The organism is Janthinobacterium sp. EB271-G4-3-2 (genome assembly GCF_020858035.1).
Lineage (GTDB): Bacteria > Pseudomonadota > Gammaproteobacteria > Burkholderiales > Burkholderiaceae_D > Janthinobacterium > Janthinobacterium aestuarii.
On the sequence record NZ_JACYMG010000007.1, the window covers coordinates 214279 to 233164 of the forward strand.

Annotated in this window: 19 protein-coding genes; all 19 read right to left on the reverse strand. The window is 62.0% G+C overall.

Annotated features, from left to right (window positions below; genetic code table 11):
- Positions 1-6: 6 nt before the first annotated feature.
- Positions 7-312 carry an NIPSNAP family protein gene (locus IGS55_RS16790; RefSeq protein WP_230518986.1) on the reverse strand — a complete coding sequence of 102 codons (306 nt, stop codon included), beginning with the start codon at positions 310-312 and terminating at the stop codon, positions 7-9.
- Positions 309-1235, reverse strand: coding sequence for a WD40 repeat domain-containing protein (locus IGS55_RS16795; RefSeq protein WP_230518987.1), 927 nt, complete (start codon positions 1233-1235; stop codon positions 309-311). Before IGS55_RS16795 ends, IGS55_RS16790 begins: the two co-directional genes overlap by 4 nt.
- Positions 1232-1741, reverse strand: a complete 510-nt coding sequence (locus IGS55_RS16800; RefSeq protein ID WP_230518988.1) for a GNAT family N-acetyltransferase — start codon at positions 1739-1741, stop codon at positions 1232-1234. Before IGS55_RS16800 ends, IGS55_RS16795 begins: the two co-directional genes overlap by 4 nt.
- A 65-nt stretch (positions 1742-1806) precedes the next feature.
- Positions 1807-2352, reverse strand: a complete 546-nt coding sequence (locus tag IGS55_RS16805) for a phosphoribosyltransferase (RefSeq protein WP_034752020.1) — start codon at positions 2350-2352, stop codon at positions 1807-1809.
- Between the two features lie 66 nt (positions 2353-2418).
- Positions 2419-3732, reverse strand: coding sequence for an adenylosuccinate synthase (locus tag IGS55_RS16810; RefSeq protein WP_034752021.1), 1314 nt, complete (start codon positions 3730-3732; stop codon positions 2419-2421).
- Between the two features lie 3 nt (positions 3733-3735).
- Positions 3736-4896, reverse strand: coding sequence for an ATP phosphoribosyltransferase regulatory subunit (locus IGS55_RS16815; protein ID WP_230518989.1), 1161 nt, complete (start codon positions 4894-4896; stop codon positions 3736-3738).
- 270 nt (positions 4897-5166) lie between these two features.
- Positions 5167-6054: a protease modulator HflC gene (gene hflC, locus IGS55_RS16820; protein WP_230518990.1), complete on the reverse strand. Its 888-nt coding sequence runs from the start codon at positions 6052-6054 to the stop codon at positions 5167-5169.
- On the reverse strand, positions 6054-7337 hold the full coding sequence (hflK, locus tag IGS55_RS16825; RefSeq protein ID WP_230518991.1) for an FtsH protease activity modulator HflK: 1284 nt from the start codon (positions 7335-7337) through the stop codon (positions 6054-6056). The genes hflC and hflK overlap by 1 nt, the downstream gene beginning before the upstream one ends.
- 2 nt (positions 7338-7339) lie before the next feature.
- The gene (gene hflX / locus IGS55_RS16830) at positions 7340-8563 is read right to left on the reverse strand and encodes a GTPase HflX (RefSeq protein WP_128142407.1); all 1224 of its coding nucleotides are present in this window, start codon (positions 8561-8563) and stop codon (positions 7340-7342) included.
- A 114-nt stretch (positions 8564-8677) separates the two neighbouring features.
- A complete protein-coding gene (hfq, locus tag IGS55_RS16835) occupies positions 8678-8914 on the reverse strand; it encodes an RNA chaperone Hfq (RefSeq protein ID WP_008450615.1) in 237 nt (78 codons plus the stop codon).
- A 241-nt stretch (positions 8915-9155) separates the two neighbouring features.
- Positions 9156-10502 (reverse strand): ribosome biogenesis GTPase Der, encoded by a 1347-nt coding sequence (der, locus tag IGS55_RS16840; RefSeq protein WP_070221915.1) that lies wholly within the window; start codon positions 10500-10502, stop codon positions 9156-9158.
- A gap of 4 nt (positions 10503-10506) precedes the next feature.
- Positions 10507-11652, reverse strand: coding sequence for an outer membrane protein assembly factor BamB (bamB, locus tag IGS55_RS16845; RefSeq protein WP_128142406.1), 1146 nt, complete (start codon positions 11650-11652; stop codon positions 10507-10509).
- Between the two features lie 85 nt (positions 11653-11737).
- On the reverse strand, positions 11738-12406 hold the full coding sequence (locus IGS55_RS16850) for a YfgM family protein (protein WP_034752031.1): 669 nt from the start codon (positions 12404-12406) through the stop codon (positions 11738-11740).
- A 54-nt stretch (positions 12407-12460) separates the two neighbouring features.
- Positions 12461-13822: a histidine--tRNA ligase gene (hisS, locus tag IGS55_RS16855; RefSeq protein WP_230518992.1), complete on the reverse strand. Its 1362-nt coding sequence runs from the start codon at positions 13820-13822 to the stop codon at positions 12461-12463.
- A gap of 83 nt (positions 13823-13905) precedes the next feature.
- Complete coding sequence (gene ispG / locus IGS55_RS16860) at positions 13906-15180, reverse strand: flavodoxin-dependent (E)-4-hydroxy-3-methylbut-2-enyl-diphosphate synthase (protein WP_070301527.1); 1275 nt, start codon at positions 15178-15180, stop codon at positions 13906-13908.
- A 38-nt stretch (positions 15181-15218) separates the two neighbouring features.
- Positions 15219-16187, reverse strand: coding sequence for a helix-turn-helix domain-containing protein (locus tag IGS55_RS16865; protein WP_230518993.1), 969 nt, complete (start codon positions 16185-16187; stop codon positions 15219-15221).
- A 13-nt stretch (positions 16188-16200) separates the two neighbouring features.
- The gene (pilW, locus tag IGS55_RS16870) at positions 16201-16989 is read right to left on the reverse strand and encodes a type IV pilus biogenesis/stability protein PilW (protein WP_230518994.1); all 789 of its coding nucleotides are present in this window, start codon (positions 16987-16989) and stop codon (positions 16201-16203) included.
- An 11-nt stretch (positions 16990-17000) separates the two neighbouring features.
- Positions 17001-18176 carry a 23S rRNA (adenine(2503)-C(2))-methyltransferase RlmN gene (gene rlmN, locus IGS55_RS16875; RefSeq protein ID WP_034752035.1) on the reverse strand — a complete coding sequence of 392 codons (1176 nt, stop codon included), beginning with the start codon at positions 18174-18176 and terminating at the stop codon, positions 17001-17003.
- Positions 18177-18301: 125 nt separating this feature from the next.
- Positions 18302-18718: a nucleoside-diphosphate kinase gene (gene ndk, locus IGS55_RS16880; RefSeq protein ID WP_034752036.1), complete on the reverse strand. Its 417-nt coding sequence runs from the start codon at positions 18716-18718 to the stop codon at positions 18302-18304.
- Positions 18719-18886: the final 168 nt, after the last annotated feature.

The window sequence follows — 18886 nt, forward strand, 5'->3', positions numbered from 1 at the left end:
ACCTGTTCAGGCAAACACGGGGCGGAAAAAACTGCGCTCGTAGCTGACGATGCAGCGCGTCTCTTCCGCATAGCGGAAGGCGGCCTGGCATTCGGCGTCCTGCATCGAGTCGCTGCGGTACTGCTCGTAAAGGGCCAGGCTGGGGAACGAGAACATGGCCAGCGCCACGTTGCTGGCGCCTTCCGATGGCAAAAAGTAGCCGTGGTGCTGGCCGCCGAAGCGTTCGACCAGCGGTATCCACAGCTTGCCGTAGGTTTCGAATTCCCGCAATTTGTACGGGTCGATGATGTAACGCAGGTAACAGGTAATCATGTCTTTTCCTTGTGAACGTTCAGATCCATCAGCATGCCGGATTCCCAGGAACCGATGGCGGCCAATGGCGAGCCGGGCAAAAAGTCCAGCGCGCAGGGATAGGTAATATCTTCCTGCGCCAGGACGCCGAGTCCCGGCCAGGCGTAGAACAGCAGCTTGCCCTTGCCGATGCGTCCCAGCGCGCTGCCGTCGGGCAGCCAGCACAAGGCATCGCCCGTGCCGGCGCCCGCTTCCACGGGCGCCGTGGCCAGCAGGCGGCCATCATCCATCGCATGCACGGACAGATACTCGTCGCCGCCCGCGTAATGCAGCACGGCCAGGCGCTCGCCATCGGGCGATGGGGCGCACGACGCCAGCTTGGGCAGCGACAGCACCACGCGCCCGCCTCCCGATTGCAATGGCCAGTCCCACACGCTGCAGTAGTCGGGCGGCTGCACCTGCCCTTCCTCCACCGACTTGATGCCATGCAGGGCCAGCAAACGCCGCCCGCCATCGATTGCGCAGATTGCACGCAGCATTTCGCCAGGGTGCTCCTGCATGAACAGCACTTCGCCCGTCTGCGCGTCGCGCACGCGCAGACGGCCATCCCAGCCGCCATCGACAAGATACTGCCCGCACGGCGACCACGCGGGGCCGCAGCCTTCGCCATCCTTTTTGTTCTGGAAGTTCAGCAGCACCTGGCCCGCCTGCGCATCCACCACGGCCTGCTGGCCCGTCGTGCTCTTGATGGCCAGCCGGCTGCCGTCAGGCGAGAACGCCATGCTGGAACAATGGGCGATGAATTTGCCGCGCCACAGTTTCTGGCGTGCCGCCACGTCCCACAAGACCAGGTCGCGTCCCAGCACGGCCAGGTACGCGCCATCGGGCGAAAACCGCACGCCGTAGGCGCAGCCCAGCTTCAGGGGCTTGCGCTTTGCCGTCATGGGCGCGCCAGGCGGTACACGACACCATCGATATCGTAATGGCGCTCCATGCCCGCGTACTGCATGCCCAGGCGCGTCATGACCTTGATCGAGGCCGCGTTGTCGGGATGGGCGACGGCCACCACTTCGGGTGCGCCGACGACGTCGAACGCATGCGCGACGATGGCGGCCGCCGCTTCGCTGGCATAGCCTTGGCCCCAGCCCGTGCGGGCCAGGCGCCAGCCGATTTCATGCGGCTTGCTCTTGTCGCCATCGAGATGCTGCAGGCAAGCCATGCCCACCATCTCGCCATCGTCGAGGCGTATCAGCGCCCACCAGGAATAGCCCCATTCGGCCCAGCGGCCCGTGACGCGCTTGACGGCGGCGCGCGTGTCTTCTTCCTTTTCGGGCTGGCCCGCGTTCAGATAGGTCATCACCTCGGGATCGGTGTTGAGCGTGCGCATGCGCTCGTAATGGTTTTCCGTGATCGGTTCCAGGCGCAGGCGCGCCGTCGTGAGTATGGTCATCGCATTTCCTTGGACGAAAAAAAAGACGATACACGATCGTCTTTTTTTTGCAAGCGCGCACGCAATTACTTGCCTGCTTCGCCCTTCTTGATCCACGCCGCCAGCTGGTGCGGGCGCAGGCCGTCGTAGTCTTCGAACGGCTGGTGGATCCACGGATTGTGCGGCAGTTCGTCGAGGAAGTAGTCGGGACGCACGACGGAGCAGCCCTTGAGCCAGATCACGGCCGATTTGACTTCGGTCACGTCAGGGAAGTTTTCCTTCAGGTGACGCGTGACCTTGTCCAGGGTGACGCCCGAATCGGCCAGGTCGTCGACCAGCAGGATGCGGCCGGCCAGCGGGCCCTTGGTCATGGTCATGTACTTGGCGATATCGAGGTCGCCGCGCACCGTGCCCGCGTCTTCGCGGTAGGAGCTGGTCGACAGGATAGCCAACGGCAAATCAAAGATGCGCGAGAACACGTCGCCGGGACGCACGCCGCCGCGCGCCAGGCACAAGACCTGGTCGAATTTCCAGCCCGATTCGTAGACCTTGAGCGCCAGGCGCTCGATCAGGCGGTGGTATTCTTCCCAGTTGACCCAGAGGTGTTGATCGTTCGATTGTGGGGTAGTCATGATAGTGGAATCTTATTATTAGCGTGATTAAAAAAATCCGCCTTGCGGCGGATTGTGTCCAGCAGCTTATTCGAATGGGTGACGCAGCACGATCGTTTCTTCACGATCCGGACCGGTCGAAACCATGTCCACCGGTACGCCGACCAGTTCTTCGATGCGCTTGATGTAAGCGCGCGCCGTGGCCGGCAGCGCCGCCAGCGATTTCGCGCCGACCGTGCTTTCCGTCCAGCCTGGCATCTCTTCGTACACCGGCACGCAGCGGGCGGCTTCTTCAGCGCCCGATGGGAAGATGTCCGTGGCGACGCCGTCGATGGTGTAGCCGGTGCACAGTTTCAGCGTTTCGATACCGTCCAGCACATCCAGCTTGGTCAGGCACATGCCCGTCACGCCGTTGATCTGCACGGAGCGGCGCAGCAAGGCGGCGTCGAACCAGCCGCAGCGGCGGGCGCGGCCCGTCACGGTGCCGAATTCATGGCCGACTTGCGCCAGGTGGTGGCCGACGCCCGCATCCGTTGGCAGTTCCGAAGGGAACGGGCCGGAACCGACGCGCGTCGTGTAAGCCTTGGTGATGCCCATGATGTAGTGCAGCATGCCAGGGCCCACGCCCGAACCGGCGGCGGCATTGCCGGCCACGCAGTTCGACGAGGTGACGAACGGGTAGGTGCCGTGGTCGACGTCGAGCAGGGAACCCTGCGCGCCTTCGAACAGCAGGTTCGCGCCGGCCTTGTGCGCCTTGTACAGCGCGCTCGACACGTCTGTCACCATCGGACGCAGACGCGGCACGTAGGCCAGCGCGTCGTCGAGGGTCTTCTGATAGTCGACTTTCGGCGCCTTCAGGTAGTTTTCCAGCACGAAGTTGTGGTAATCGAGGTTTTCAGCCAGCTTTTCGGCAAAGCGCTTCTCGTTGAGCAGGTCGGCGATACGGATCGCGCGGCGCGCCACTTTGTCTTCATAGGCCGGGCCGATGCCCTTGCCGGTGGTGCCGATCTTCGCATCGCCACGCTTGGCTTCACGCGCCAGGTCGATCGCGGTGTGGTAAGGCAGGATCACGGGCGCCGCGTCCGACACTTTCAGGCGCGAGGCGACTTCGACGCCGACGGCTTCGAGCTTGTCGATTTCGCGCAGCACGTCCGGCACGGAAACGACCACGCCGTTACCGATGTAGCAGGCGACGCCTGGACGCATGATGCCCGACGGGATCAGCTGCAGCGCGGTTTTGACGCCGCCGATGACCAGCGTGTGGCCTGCATTGTGGCCGCCCTGGAAGCGCACCACACCCTGGGCGTGATCGGTCAACCAATCGACGATCTTGCCTTTACCTTCATCGCCCCATTGGGTGCCGATGACAACGACGTTCTTTGCCATAATTTTCTTTGACATCACTTAACCTAAGTTTTTAAGAATCCAGCTACTACCATTATCGGCAAGTACCAGCACGCGATCGCACTCGAACTCGTCTTGTTCATTACTGTGACCCGGCATACTCTGGATCACGACCTCGCCCGCCTTGCGCAACTCGGCGATTTTTTCCTTCAATTCTGGCGCGCTGCCCCACGGCGCGCGGATCGAATGCTTCCGTTCCGCGGTCGGCAACAGGCGCGCCAGTTCGCGCAAATCGAGCGAGAAGCCGGTCGCGGGACGTGCCCGGCCGAACGCTTCGCCGACGTGGTCATAACGGCCGCCGCGCGCAACCGCGTTCGGCAAGCCAGGTACATACAGCGCAAACATCGCGCCACTTTCATATTGGTAGCCGCGCAGGTCGGCCAGGTCGATCGCCACTTCGGCGCGGCCAAGGGCAGATCCTGCCAGCGCGGCCAGTTCGGCCAGCGCCTTGAGCACGCCCGGCAGCGGCGGCAGCACTTCGCGCGCACGCGCCAGCACGTCGATGTCGCCATACAGGTTCGGCAAGGCCAGCAGGGCCTCGCGCGTGACGGCATCGTAGGATGCCGTCAGGGCGCGCAGGCCCGGCGCATCTTTCGCGCGCAGCAAGGCGTACAGCGCAGCTTCGTCGCGCTCGGCGGCGGCGTCCTGCGCAATGATAGCGCGCAACAGGCCGACGTGCGACAAATCCAGGCGGACGCTATCGAAACCGGCCAGTGCCAGCGAAGCGAGCGCCAGTTCCTGGATCTCGGCATCGGCTTCCAGGCCGGCGTGGCCATAGATTTCGGCGCCGATCTGCAGCGGTTCGCGGGTGGCGTGCAGACCCGACGGACGCGTATGCAGCACGCTGCCGGCGTAGCACAGGCGGGTCACGGTGGCGCGGTTCAGCAGGTGGGCGTCGATGCGCGCCACTTGCGTCGTCATGTCGGCGCGCAGGCCGAGCATGCGGCCCGACAGCTGGTCGACCAGTTTGAACGTGCGCAGGTCGGTATCCTTGCCAGCGCCGGTCATCAGCGATTCCAGATACTCGAGCAGCGGCGGCATCACCAGTTCATATCCGTACAGACGGAAATTATCCAGAATGAGGCGGCGCAGCTCTTCGATCTTGCGCGCTTCCGACGGCAGAACATCGGCAATATTTTCGGGCAAAAGCCAATTCGGCATGAGGGAGCGAGATACGGAAGAAAGTTGAAAAAATGCATCATGCGAGGCAGCGGCGGGCGCGCCAGGCAAGAGGCCGAACCTGATATTTTACGCGAAAACACGGGCCTTTAGGGATAAGTTGTCCGAAACGCTGCCGCACAGCCCCAAAAACACCGCATTTTACGCCTTCCCGCAACAGCCTGGGCGCACCAAAAAAAACGGGGCCGGCATTGACGCCGGCCCCGCTACCGCCGCCCCGTCCTTGCGAACGGGGGCAGTGTCGATGCTGCCTTACTTCTTGGACGGAGCGGCCGTGCCGTTGCCCTTGAAGTACTTGAAGAATTCCGAACTCGGATCGACCACCATCACGTCGCCCTTGTCCTTGAACGTGGCGCGGTAGGCTTCCAGGCTGCGATAGAACTTGTAGAACTCCGGATTCTTGCCAAACGCTTCCGCATAGATCTGCGATGCCTTGGCATCGCCCTCGCCGCGGATCTTCTCGGCTTCGCGGTACGCTTCGGCCAGGATCACCGTGCGCTGCTTGTCGGCGTCGGCGCGGATTTTCTCGGAGTCGGCCGAACCGGTCGAACGCAGCTCGTTGGCCACGCGCACGCGCTCGGACTTCATGCGCTCGTACACGGAGTTGTTGATCTGCTCGACGTAATCGACGCGCTTCAGGCGCACGTCGACGATGCCCACGCCGATGGCCTCGGCCTCGGCAGCCACCTTGGCCTTGATCGCCTGCATCACCTTGCCGCGCTCGCCCGAGATCACTTCGCGCACCGTGCGCTTGGTGATTTCATCGTTCAGGGCCGCCTTGACGATTTGCGACATGCGGTTGCGCGCACGGCCTTCATCGCCGCCAAAGCTGCGGAAATATGTCTTCGGATTGACGATGCGCCACTTCACATACGCGTCGACGAGGATATTCTTCTTCTCGGCCGTGATGAAGCGCTCCGGCTCCGGCGTGTCGAGCGTCAGGATGCGCTTGTCCAGGTAGATGACGTTCTGGAACGGCGGCGGCAGCTTGAAGTACAAGCCAGGTTCGCTGATCACGTCCTTGACTTCACCAAGGGCGAAGACGACCGCATACTTACGCTGGTCGACCACGAACACAGTCGAGGACAAGAGCATGATCGCGATAAAGCCCGCGATCAGGGCGGCTACGATACGGTTCATTAGCGGCTCTCCCGTTCACGCGAAGAGCGGCTGTCGCGGCGCTGATTGACTTCTACTGTCGGCATGGCTTCCTGTGGCAAAACGGTGTTGGCTGCGGGTGTCGCGGCGGCACGGGCGGCAGCGTCGGTGGCAGCCGTCTGGGCGATCAGCTTGTCGAGCGGCAGATACAGCAGATTGCTGCCCGTCTTCGCGTCGACCATGACCTTGCTGGCACTGCTGAACACCTGCTGCATCGTTTCCAGGTACATGCGGTCGCGCGTGACGGCCGGCGCCTTCTGGTACTCGACCAGCACCTGCTTGAAGCGCGACGCATTACCTTCGGAGTTCTCGGTCACCATGGCCCGGTAGGCCTCGGCTTCCTGCACCAGGCGGAATGCTGCGCCGCGTGCTTTCGGAATGACGTCATTGGCGTAAGCCTGGCCTTCATTCTTCTGGCGCTCACGGTCCTGGCCTGCCTTGACGGCATCGTCGAAGGCGGCCTGCACCTGCTCCGGCGGCTGCACGGCCTGCATCGTCACGTTGTTAATCAACACGCCAGCCTTGTAACCTTCAAGAATCTGCTGCATCAATTTTTGCGTGTCAAAGGCCACTTTTTCGCGGCCTTCATACAGCACGAAGTCCATCTTGCTGCGGCCGACCACTTCGCGGATCGCCGTCTCGGCGACTTGGCGCAAGGTGTCTTCCTGGTCGCGCAGGCTGAACAGCCATTCCACGGGATCTTTCAGCGTGTACTGCACCGCGAACTGGATATCGATGATGTTTTCATCGTCCGTCAGCATCAGCGACTCGCTGGCCTGCTTGTTGCGCAGCGACGTGCGATAACCGACTTCCACCGTTCGCACCTGAGACACGTTGACGGTTTCATCGGTCTGGAACGGATACGGCCAGCGCCAGTTGAGACCGGCCGGCGCCGTGCGCGTGTATTGGCCAAACGTCAGCACCACGCCGCTCTGGCCCTCTTGCACGATGAAGGCGCCGCTGGCGAGCCAGATGAAGACGGCGATCACGCCGACCACGCCGGCGGTGATGCCGGCGCCCTTCATGTCGGGACGCGGACCACCGCCACCGCCGTTGTTATTGCCGCCGTTGTCGGGACGGTTCTTCTGTCCGAAAAAGGCGTTCAGGCGCTGATTGAAATCGCGCCACAACTGATCGAGGTCCGGCGGACCTTCGCCGGGCTTTTTGCCTTCTTGGGCTTTCTTGCCGTCGTCCTTGCGATTGCCCCAGCGGGGATCGTTCAGGGACAACTTCAAGCCTGTTTTTTTGAGTAGGGAGACAAGCATAACTATCGTGTTCCGACTTGGGAGTGGGTGGAAATCCTATCGTCCTCGCCAGGCTCTTCATCCTGGTCCGGGGCGGCGCCATCGTGCTGGTCGTACTGACCGTCAAACTGATCTTCCTGCGGTGCCTCGTCGTTCTGATACAGGTGGGCCGAACCTGGCGCCTTCCTGGCCATCTCGACGATCGCATCGCGCAGCAGGTCGAGCCCGCTGCCCTTCTGCGCACTGACGAACACGCGACTGATCGTAGCATATTCGTCGCGCTCCACCGAGGGCTCCAGCCCGGCCGCATCGATCTTGTTCCACACGAGGATTTGCGGAATATGATCGGCGCCGATCTCTTTCAAGACCAGGTTGACCTGCTCGATCTGCTCCATGCGCACCGGCGACGCGGCGTCGACGACGTGCAGCAGCAAATCGGCATGGATGGTTTCTTCGAGCGTGGCGCGGAATGCGGCCACCAGCTGATGCGGCAATTCGCGCACGAAGCCGACCGTGTCGGAGATCACCACGTTGCCCACTTCCTGCCCCAGGTAAACCCGGCGCGAGGTGGTGTCGAGAGTGGCGAACAACTGGTCGGCGACATACACGCCGGCCTTGGTCACGGCATTGAACAGGGTCGACTTGCCGGCATTGGTATAGCCGACAAGGGACACCGAGAATGTGTGATTGCGGCCGCGTGCGCGGCGCTGCGTTTCGCGCTGCTTGTGCAGCTTTTCCAGACGGGCGCGCAAGGCCTTGACGCGCTCGCCGATCAGCCGGCGGTCGGTCTCGAGCTGCGTCTCGCCGGGACCGCGCAAGCCGATACCGCCCTTTTGCCGCTCAAGGTGGGTCCAGCCGCGGATCAGGCGCGTGGCCAGATGTTGCAGCTGGGCCAGCTCGACCTGCAGCTTGCCCTCGTGGCTCTTGGCGCGCTGCGCGAAGATGTCGAGGATCAGGCTGGTACGGTCGAGCACGCGCACATTCAGGCGCTTTTCCAGATTGCGCTGCTGTGCAGGCGAGAGGGCATGGTTGAAGATGACGATTTCCAGGCCATCGTTGACGACGACGTCGCCAATTTCATCGGCCTTGCCGCTGCCGACGAAATACGCGGAATCGGGACTCGAACGCTTGGCCGTGATGGTGGAAATCGGGTCCGCGCCAGCCGAACGCGACAACAGCATGAGTTCCTCCATGCTGGCGGCGAAGTCGCTGTGACCGAAGTCAACTCCGACTAGTGCCGCGCGCATGATGGCATCTGATAAGTTGTGGCGGACGCCGACGCCGATGCAAACGCATCAGCGCCGCTGGCGCGGACGGGGGCGATGGACGGTGAAAGGCGCTGGGCCGTCAAGCTCAACGCTTTACTCCGCTTCAGATTCAATATTGAGATTGACGGCACGGGCCGGCACCACTGTCGAGATGGCATGCTTGTACACCATCTGTGTCACCGTATTGCGCAGCAATACGACATATTGATCGAACGATTCGATATGGCCCTGCAATTTAATGCCATTGACCAGATAGATCGAGACAGGAACATGCTCTTTGCGTAATGCATTGAGGAATGGGTCTTGTAACAGTTGCCCTTTGTTGCTCATAACAGCTCCGTTGTTTATGTTGTTGTGTAAGAATTGGAGGCGACTCGCTTGATTTCAAGTGCTCTCACACCTTTCAAAGAAAGAAAGATGCGTCATAGCTACTGTAACCTGTTTTCGCGATCGCTGTCGCGCATGGCGCATTAACACTTTATTATTTTCGTGCCGACAGCCATTAAGTGGCTGTCGGCGCCGCATTATCTCCGCGGCGCCTTAATATGCACTTAATTCAGCATTTAAAACATTACTTGCTTGGCGTGCGTGCAAACGGGTTTTTACCCGTACGCAATTCGATGCGCAGCGGCGTGCCGACCAGGGCAAACGTATCGCGGAAATGTTTTTCCAGATAGCGTTTGTACGGGTCGCCGACGGCGTCGAGCGCATTGCCGTGAATAACGATCACAGGCGGGTTCATGCCGCCCTGGTGCGCATAGCGCAGCTTCGGACGGATCGAACCCTTGCGGCGCGGCTCCTGCTTCTCCACGGCCTCGATCAGGGCGCGCGTCAGCTTCGGCGTCGACAGGTCGCACATGGCGGCCGCATACGCGGCGTTGAGCGACTTCATCAGTGGTCCGATGTTGGTGCCCTTCAGCGCCGAAATGAAATGCATCTGCGCGAACGACAGGAAATCGAGCTTGCGGTCGATATCGATCTTGATCTCGTCGCGCTGATGCGATTGCAAGCCATCCCATTTATTCACGGCCACGACCAGCGCGCGGCCCGATTCCAGGATGAAGCCGGCGATATGCGCGTCTTGCTCGGAAATATCCTGCTGCGCGTCGAGCATCAGCACGACCACATTGGCTTCGGAAATCGACTGCAGCGTTTTCACCACCGAGAATTTCTCGATCGCCTCAAACACCTTGCCGCGGCGGCGGATACCGGCCGTGTCGATCAAGGTGTATTGCTGGCCATCGCGCTCGAACGGGATTTCGATCGAATCGCGCGTCGTGCCCGGCATGTCGAAGGCGATCACGCGCTCTTCGCCCAGCAAGGTATTGATCAAGGTCGACTTGCCCACGTTCGGACGGCCGACGAGCGCGATCTTGATGCCGCGGTCGGTCTTTTCCAGCTCTTCAGGCTCGTCCGGACGCTGCGCGAACGCCAGGTCCAGCATCACTTCGACGAGGTCGTTGACACCGTCGCCGTGCGCCGACGAAATCGCGTACGGATCGCCCATGCCCAATTCATAGAATTCGGACACGACGGCCGTGTAGCGCATGCCTTCGCTTTTGTTGACCACCAGCAAGACCGGACGGCCGCTCTTGCGCAGGAAGTCGACGATGGTCTTGTCATGCGGGGTCAGGCCCTGACGGCCGTCCACGATGAACACCACCACGTCGGCCTCGGCCACGGCCTGCTTGGTCTGCAGTGCCATCTGGTGCATGATGCCTTCCTTGGCGACGGGTTCGAAACCACCCGTATCGATGACCAGGAAGGGACGTTCGCCGACACGGCCTTCGCCATAGTGACGATCGCGCGTCAACCCAGGCAAATCCGCCACCAGCGCATCGCGCGAGCGGGTCAGACGATTGAATAAAGTCGATTTCCCAACATTGGGTCGACCTACTAGTGCAATTACCGGCTTCATTGTATTACTCGACCGCGAGAGCGGTCACTGTCCCTGATTGGGTTTGAAAAATCAAATTCGAACCGGCAACAACGGGAGCCGAAACAATCGGGCTACCGTCGGTGCTGACACGACCTATTAATGCGCCATCTTCCCGTGACAGGAAGTGGATATAACCTTGATAATCGCCGACGGCGACGCTGCGGCCGTAGGAGGCCGGTGTCGACAGGCGACGGCGCGCCAGCGCCTCGTTCTTCCAGGCGCTTTGACCGCCTTCGCGGCTGAATGCCAAGACGCCGCCCTGATCATCGGCAACAAACACGAAACGCTGGTCGACGGCCACGCCCACATCGGACGAGATCGGCTTGGTCCAGCGCGGCACGCCCGTGGCGGCGTCGAAACAGCCCGCCTTGCCCTGGTAGGTGACGGCGCACACTTCGCCTTCGAACACCACCGGCGCGCCGGCGATGTCGGAGACGCGTTCGAGTTCGGTAGCGCCGCGCGGTTCGCTGACGACGATCTCCCAGCGTACCACACCGGTGGCCGCCGTCAGTGCCAGCAGCTTGCCGCCAGGCTGGGCCACGTAGATGTTGGCGCCGCCCAGCACCATGCCCGGCGCATTGCGCAGGGTCAATGCCGGCGTGGCGCGCTGCACCGTCCACTTGCGCTCGCCCGTCTTGGCGTCGAAGCCGACGATGCGGTTGTCCACGCTGCGCACGACGACCACGCCCTGCCCCACGACGGGCGCCGTCAATACTTCGCTGGACGCCTGCGCCTTCCACAGTTGCTTGCCATCGGCGTCAAACGCCAGCACGGCGCCCTTGGCGGCGCCAACGGCCACGACCGTGCCATCGCTGCCGGCGCTCGACGTGATGTCGCTGCCGGCCTTGACGCGCCACGTTTCACGACCGCTGGCCGCGTCCAGGCGCGCCAGCGCGCCATCGGCGTTGACCACGTACAGGCTGCTGCCGGCCAGCGCAGGCGTGAATGCATAGACGCCAGCCTTGCCGATCGAATACTTCCAGGCGTCGCGCACGGCAATGCTCGATTTTAACTCGACCAGCTTGGCCGGCTCGGTTTTCGGATCTTTCGAGGCGAACGGGTTCCAGGACGAGCAACCAGCCATCAGGGCCAACAGACTTGCAGCTACCAGCTTTTCAGTGACACGCATAAGTGTTATCCAACCTTTTTCTTGTACTTGTAAGGGCAAGGCAGGCGGCGCACAACGCCACCCGGCCCCGCCATCAGTGTTCCTGTCAGGCGGCGGCCTTGTCAGCCTTGGCCTTGTCTTCCGGTACCGTACCGCCGATTGCTTCCAGCTTGACCTGGATCAGCTGACGGCCTGGATTGTTCTTGTCCGTCGCGGCCAGAGCGGCCAGGTAAGCCGTGCGGGCATCGGCCAGCTTGTTTTGCGCCACCAGGATGTCGCCCTTGCGGTCGGCCACGGCGCCGGCAAATTGCGCCACGGAAGCCGTTGCCAGCACTTTCAGCGCTTCATCGTAGGCTTTTTCGTCCAGCAGAACACCGGCCAGGCGCAGCTTGGCGATGGCCTTGTACTCTTCCGTGCCATGCTCGGCCACCCATTGCAGCTGGGTCTTGGCCGTTTTCAGGTCGTTCGCGTCGAACGCCACCTTGGCCGCGGCCAGGGCGCTCATCTGCGCATATGCCGTGCCGCTGAAACGCGACTGCATGTCGCCGGCCGCGCGCATCACCTTGGCCGTGTCCTTGGCGGCGATGGCGTTTTGCAATTCGTCGTACAGCTGGCCCGCTTGCGCAGCCTGCGTGCGCTGGTAGTACTGCCAGCCAGCCCAGCCGCTGTAGCCTGCCAGCGCCACGATCAGGACCCAGGAGGTCAGATTGCCATTGCGCTGCCACCAGGCCTTGAGGGTTGCCAGTTGTTCTTGTTCTTCGTGATCGTATGCCATGGGTCGTCAGTTTTAATGAGTAGTTGATCGAGGGTAGAACGGTCTTGCTGCAAATCAGTGGTGGTGATGCACGTGGCCGCCAGGACCGTGGTCATGGCCACAATCGTGGTCGCCGATGATCTGGTCCACCACGTAATCGACGACATCGTCGAACGGCACCGTGTTCTGCTGCGCGCCCGCATCGGCTTCGCGCATGGCTTTCACCGTCGCGACATGGTTGGCGATTTCATCGTCGCCCATGATCACGGCAAATGCCGCGCCGCTCGCGTCCGCCTTTTTCATTTGCGTCTTGAAGCTGCCGCCACCGTTGCTCGCTGCGCAATGTAGCACAACGTCCAGGCCCGCATCGCGAATCCGCTCGGCCAGCACGAACGCTTGCAAGCCTGCCTGCTCGCCCTGGTGCACCAGGTAGACGTCGCACTGGGCTGGCTGTTCCGGCTCGGCCGCGTCCTTCATCAGCAGCACCAGGCGTTCGACGCCCATGCCGAAACCGACGGCGGGCGTCGATTTGCCGCCGAACATTTCAACCATGCCGTCATAGCGGCCACCGGCGCACACCGTGCCTTGCGCGCCCAGCTTGTCGCTGACCCACTCGAACACCGTGCGGTTGTAATAATCGAGGCCGCGCACCAGGCGTGGATTGATGATGAATGGAATATTGTTGTGGTTCAGAATCTTCTGCACGCCGTGGAAATGGGCCAGCGATTCCTCGCCCAGGTACTCGAGCAGCTTCGGCGCGCCATTGACCAGATCCTGCATGGCAGGATTCTTGGTATCCAAAATGCGCAGCGGATTGCTGTGCAGGCGGCGTTTGGCTTCTTCGTCGAGCAGCTCGCCATGGCTTTCCAGGTAGGCGATCAGGTCGGCGCGGTGGCGCAGGCGCTCGGCCGCGTCGCCGATCGAGTTCAGTTCCAGGCGGATGCCTTCCAGGCCCAGGTCATCCCACAGGCGGCGGGTCATCATGATCAGCTCGGCGTCGATGTCCGGGCCCGTGAAGCCGATGGCTTCCGCGCCGAACTGGTGGAACTGGCGGTAGCGGCCCTTTTGCGGACGCTCGTGGCGGAACATCTGACCCTTGTACCACAGGCGTTTCGGGCCTTCGTACACGAGGTTATGCTCGACGACGGCGCGCACTACGCCGGCCGTGCCTTCAGGACGCAGGGTCAGGTTGTCGCCGTTCATCGAATCGGTGAACGAATACATTTCCTTTTCCACGATATCGGTCACGGCGCCGATGGCGCGCGCGAACAATTTCGTTTCTTCCACGATCGGCGTGCGGATCTGCTGGAAGCCATAGCTTTGCAGCACGGATTGCGCCGTGTTTTCAAACAATTCCCACAGCGGGGCGTCAGCTGGCAGGATATCGTTCATGCCTTTGACGGCGGTGATTTTGTCGAGCTTTTTATTTTCGGACATAGTGTTCTTCTTTGCTGTTCTTTGCTTGTTGCTGTATCAAAGTTGTCGGATTACGCGCGTGGCGCTAATCCGACCTACCCGACCTACGCCGTTGCCGTAGCGGCGGCGCCGTAATGGCTTTTAACATAATTGAGGACGATGTCCTGGAATTCCTCGACGATGCGTTCGCCGCGCAGGGTGACGACCTTTTCGCCATCGACGAACACGGGCGCGGCTGGCGACTCGCCCGTGCCGGGCAGGCTGATGCCGATGTTCGCATGCTTCGATTCGCCGGGACCGTTGACGATGCAGCCCATGACGGCCACGTTCATCGCTTCCACGCCCGGATACGATTTCTTCCACTCCGGCATCTGCTCGCGCAGATACGTCTGGATGTTGTCGGCCAGCTCCTGGAAGGTGGTCGACGTCGTGCGGCCGCAGCCGGGACAGGCGATGACCATGGGCGCGAACTTGCGCAAGCCCATGGTTTGCAAAATTTCCTGGCCGACGATGACTTCGCGCGTGCGGTCGCCGCCCGGTTCGGGCGTGAGCGAAATGCGGATGGTGTCGCCGATGCCTTCCTGCAGCAGCACGGCCAGGGCCGCCGTCGAAGCGACGATGCCCTTGCTGCCCATGCCCGCTTCCGTCAGGCCCAGGTGCAGCGGATAGTCGCAGCGCTGCGCCAGTTCGCGGTACACGGCGATCAGGTCCTGCACGCCCGACACCTTGCACGACAGGATGATCTTGTCGCGCGCCAGGCCCAGCTCTTCGGCGCGCACGGCGTTTTCAATCGCCGACGTCACCAACGCTTCATACATGACGGCTTGCGCCGGCCATGGTTCGGCACGGCCCGCGTTTTCATCCATGATGCGCGCCAGCAAGGCTTGATCGAGGCTGCCCCAGTTCACGCCGATGCGCACCGGCTTGTCGTAGCGGCAAGCCGCTTCGATCATTTGCGCAAATTGCGTGTCGCGCTTGGCGCCCTTGCCCACGTTGCCCGGATTGATGCGGTACTTCGACAGCGCGCGCGCGCAATCAGGGTAATCGTTGAGCAGGGTATGGCCGTTGTAGTGAAAATCGCCGACCAGCGGCACGTCGATGTCCATCTTGTCGAGCTGCTCGCGGATGTAGGGCACGGCCGCGGCCGCTTCCGGACGGTCCACCGTCAGGCGCACCAGTTCCGAACCGGCACGCGCCAGCTCCTTGATCTGGATCGCCGTGCCGATGGCGTCGGCCGTATCCGTGTTCGTCATCGACTGCACCACCACGGGGGCGTCGCCGCCCACCCAGATCTGGCGCTGGCCGTGCGCGATCAGCACCTTGCGGCTGTCGCGCCGGCCGGATGGGCCGGAGCCGATCGCTGTTTTCGAGGTAGCCATAATATTATCTTCTGAGTTTGCTTGAACGGTTACTGCACTTATTTGATGCTGACGCGCGAGATCGTGCCGCCGGCAACGGTCGGCAGCTCCAGCTTGGCGCCGCGCAGGGTTGCCTGCACCACGCCAGGTTTGCCCACCACCAGGGTGGCCGGGCCCGTGATATCGAACGTTTCCGTGCTGCCCGCCTTGACCATGCGCGAAATCAGCGGCGTGCTGCCAGGGCGGCGGATTTCCACCCAGGAATCCTGCTCCACCTTCAGCACCAGCGCATTCGCGCCCACGGCAGGGGCAGCCACGGGCGGCGTGACGGCGGCCGTCGCGGCTGTCGCAGGGGCTGGCACGGCGACTGGCGGCACGGCGGCGGCCGGCGACGACGCGATGGCGGCAGCCGGAGCGCCCGTCTGCGTATCGTTGCCTGGCGGCGGCGGCACGGAAATCAGGGGCACGGACGGCGACTGCACGGGCGTCAAGTCCTGGCCCGGCTTGATCAGGGTCGTTTCCACGGGACCCACTTGCGATGGTTCCTTCCCGGCCTGCGAGGACAGCAGGCTGGCTGGCACATAACCGAGCTTATACGCGCCAAAGGCGGCCGCCACGACGACGGCCACGGCACCGGCGATCCAGAGGGGAGTCTGGTTCGACGAGCGCTGCGTCATCGACGGGAAGCGCGATTCGGAAAACGTGGCGGAAATCTCGCGCCGCACGGGCGCGGCCGGGTCTTGCGCCGGCGCCGGGTGGACTTCGATCATGGCCACCAGCGGCGCCGCGTCGAGACGCACCACCTTGGCGTAGGCGCGCACGAAACCGCGCACGACGGCCACATTCGGCAAGGCCGCCATGTCGCCCTCTTCCAGCGCGATCACCTGGCGCGGCGCCAGCTTGAGCTGGTCGGCCACCTGCTCCACCGGCCAGCCCAGCGCTTCGCGCTGCGCCTTCAACTGCGCGCCTGCCAACGCCAGATTGCCCTGGGGCTGCTGCTGAGGCGTTTCTGCCCACTCTGAATTCATTGGTATCCCTGTCTCACTCATCAAACGCCCCATTTTGATAAGCAGCATATTCGGGGGAGCCGGAATGGTGGTTGCGCAAATGCGCCCCCAGGCCAGCTTCCGCACCCGCATCCCCGAGCTTATGCTGCACCTTGATCCCGAGCCACAGCACATCGGCCGTCTGGCTCTCCATTGTTGCTATCTTACCGAGCCGCTGCAAATAATAAGCCGCCTGCCGGTAGTCTTGCTGTTGGTAATACACGCGCACCAGGCCGGCGTTCGTCACTGCCACGTCCGGTGCGATGCGTACGGCGCGCATCCAATACGCGCCCGCACGCGGGTAATCGTTCAGGGCCAGGCTGCAAGCGCCCCCATTGTTGAGCGCCTTTTCCGGCGACACATACGCCGCATCCGCCAATGCCGCATCGAAATACGCCAGCGATTGCGCGGCGCGTCCCGTCTGGCATAAAAACAGGCCGTAATTATTGCTCAACTCGGGATTGTGGGGCGCAAGGCGCAAAGCGTAAAGGAAATCTTTCTCGGCAGACGCAGTTTGCCGCTGGGCCGCGAGGATCAGGGCGCGCACGCCATAGACTTGCGCATCGTTCGGCGCCAATTGCACGGCTTGCTGCGCTTCCGCCAGGGCCACGTCGAGCTGGCCTTGCGCATAGTACGCGCTGGCCAGCTGCAAGCGCAGCGCGGCACGCTCCGGCGCACCCGCCTGCACGTCCTTGGTGATAGTCTGCGGCGTGGAAGAGGCACAGCCGACCAGCAGCACGGCCAGGCAAACAGCGGCCACAGCGAGCGAGCGTTGGTAAGCCATGCCTTCCCTCATCAGGAGCGGATCTCCACGATCTTGCCGAAATTGGCACCGAATTTCTGCTGATATTCAGTCATCTTTTCCATGCGTTCCTGTACCCGGGTGCGGTCCTTGACTTCGCCGGCCAGCTGGCCGCAGGCCGCATCGATATCGTCGCCGCGCGTCTTGCGCACGGTGGTGATGATGCCGCCATCCATCAGCACTTGGGCAAACGCCTTGATGCGCGGGTTTTTCGAGCGGAACAGGCCCGACTCGGGAAACGGGTTGAACGGGATCAGGTTGAACTTGCAGTTCACGCCGAACTCGCGGTCTTGCACCAGCGCCAGCAGCTCGCGCGCATGCTCGTCGCTGTCATTGACGCCGTCCAGCATGCAGTATTCGAACGTGATGAAATCGCGCGGGGCGAATTCCAGGTAGCGCTTGCAGGCCGCCATCAATTCCTTCAGCGGGTATTTCTTGTTCAGCGGAATCAAGCCGTCGCGCAAGGCATCGTTCGAGGCGTGCAGCGAGACGGCCAGGGCCACCGGCACTTCCTGCGACAGCTTGTCCATCATCGGCACGACGCCCGACGTCGACAGGGTCACGCGGCGGCGCGACAGGCCGTAAGCGTTGTCATCGAGCATCAATTTCAGGGCCGTGACGGTCGGCTCGAAGTTCAGCAGGGGCTCGCCCATGCCCATCATGACCACGTTGGTGATCTGGCGCTCGCCTTTCGGGCCCGGCTCGATGCCCTTGGTGCGGCGCAATTCGAATTCCGCCATCCACAGCTGGCCGATGATTTCGCCGACACTGAGGTTGCGGTTGAAGCCTTGCTTGCCCGTCGAGCAGAAACGGCAGTTCACGGCGCAGCCGGCCTGGGTCGAGATGCACAGGGTGCCGCGGTTTTCTTCCGGAATGAACACGGTTTCCACGGCATTGCCATTGCCCACGTCGACCAGCCACTTGCGCGTGCCATCCGTCGACGTGTGATCGCTGATGATGGCCGGGGCGCGCACTTCGGCGCGCGTGGCCAGCTTGTCGCGCAGCGACTTGGCCAGGTCCGTCATGGCGTCAAAGTCGGAGGCGCCGAACTGGTGTATCCAGCGTTGCAATTGTTTCGCACGAAACGGTTTCTCTCCCAACTCGGCGCAGTAAGCGATGAGTTGCGCGGGATCGAGGTCCAGCAAGTTGGTGAGGGTCGTCGTATTCATGATCTTGTCTATTCTAAAAATCCGTCCCCGCGCGCATCCGGAGCGAAAACTCCACAGCGCAGCGGGAACAGGGGGTGATAAGTTATTTCACAGATAACGCCAGGAAATAACGTTATCTAAGGCAATTAAGCCTTCAGTTCTGGGAAGAAGTAAGCGATTTCCACTTTAGCAGCTTCGACAGCGTCGGAACCGTGTACGGCGTTGGCGTCGATCGAATCGGCGAAATCGGCGCGGATCGTGCCTTTTTCTGCTTTCTTCGGATCGGTCGCGCCCATCAGGTCACGGTGGGCCAGAACGGCGTTTTCGCCTTCCAGGGCTTGAATCATGACTGGACCGGAAACCATGAAGTCGACCAGATCCTTGAAGAAGCCGCGTTCCTTGTGCGCTGCGTAGAAGCCTTCAGCTTGTTCGCGCGACAGTTGGGTCATGCGTGCTGCAACGATTTTCAGGCCAGCGTTTTCAAAACGCGAGTAGATTTGACCGATTACGTTTTTTGCAACTGCGTCTGGTTTGATGATCGACAGGGTGCGTTCGATTGCCATGTGTGAAAACTCCAATAAAAAGTAAGGTTTAAAACGGTAAATTGAGAACTCAATCAACCTTTGATTTTACCATACTCCACCCCATATCACCCAGACAGGCAGGGGCATCTTGCCGCCCTGTCCCTGTTTAATGAAATCTTAAGCTGCTTTTTTGGCAAATTCCGGCCC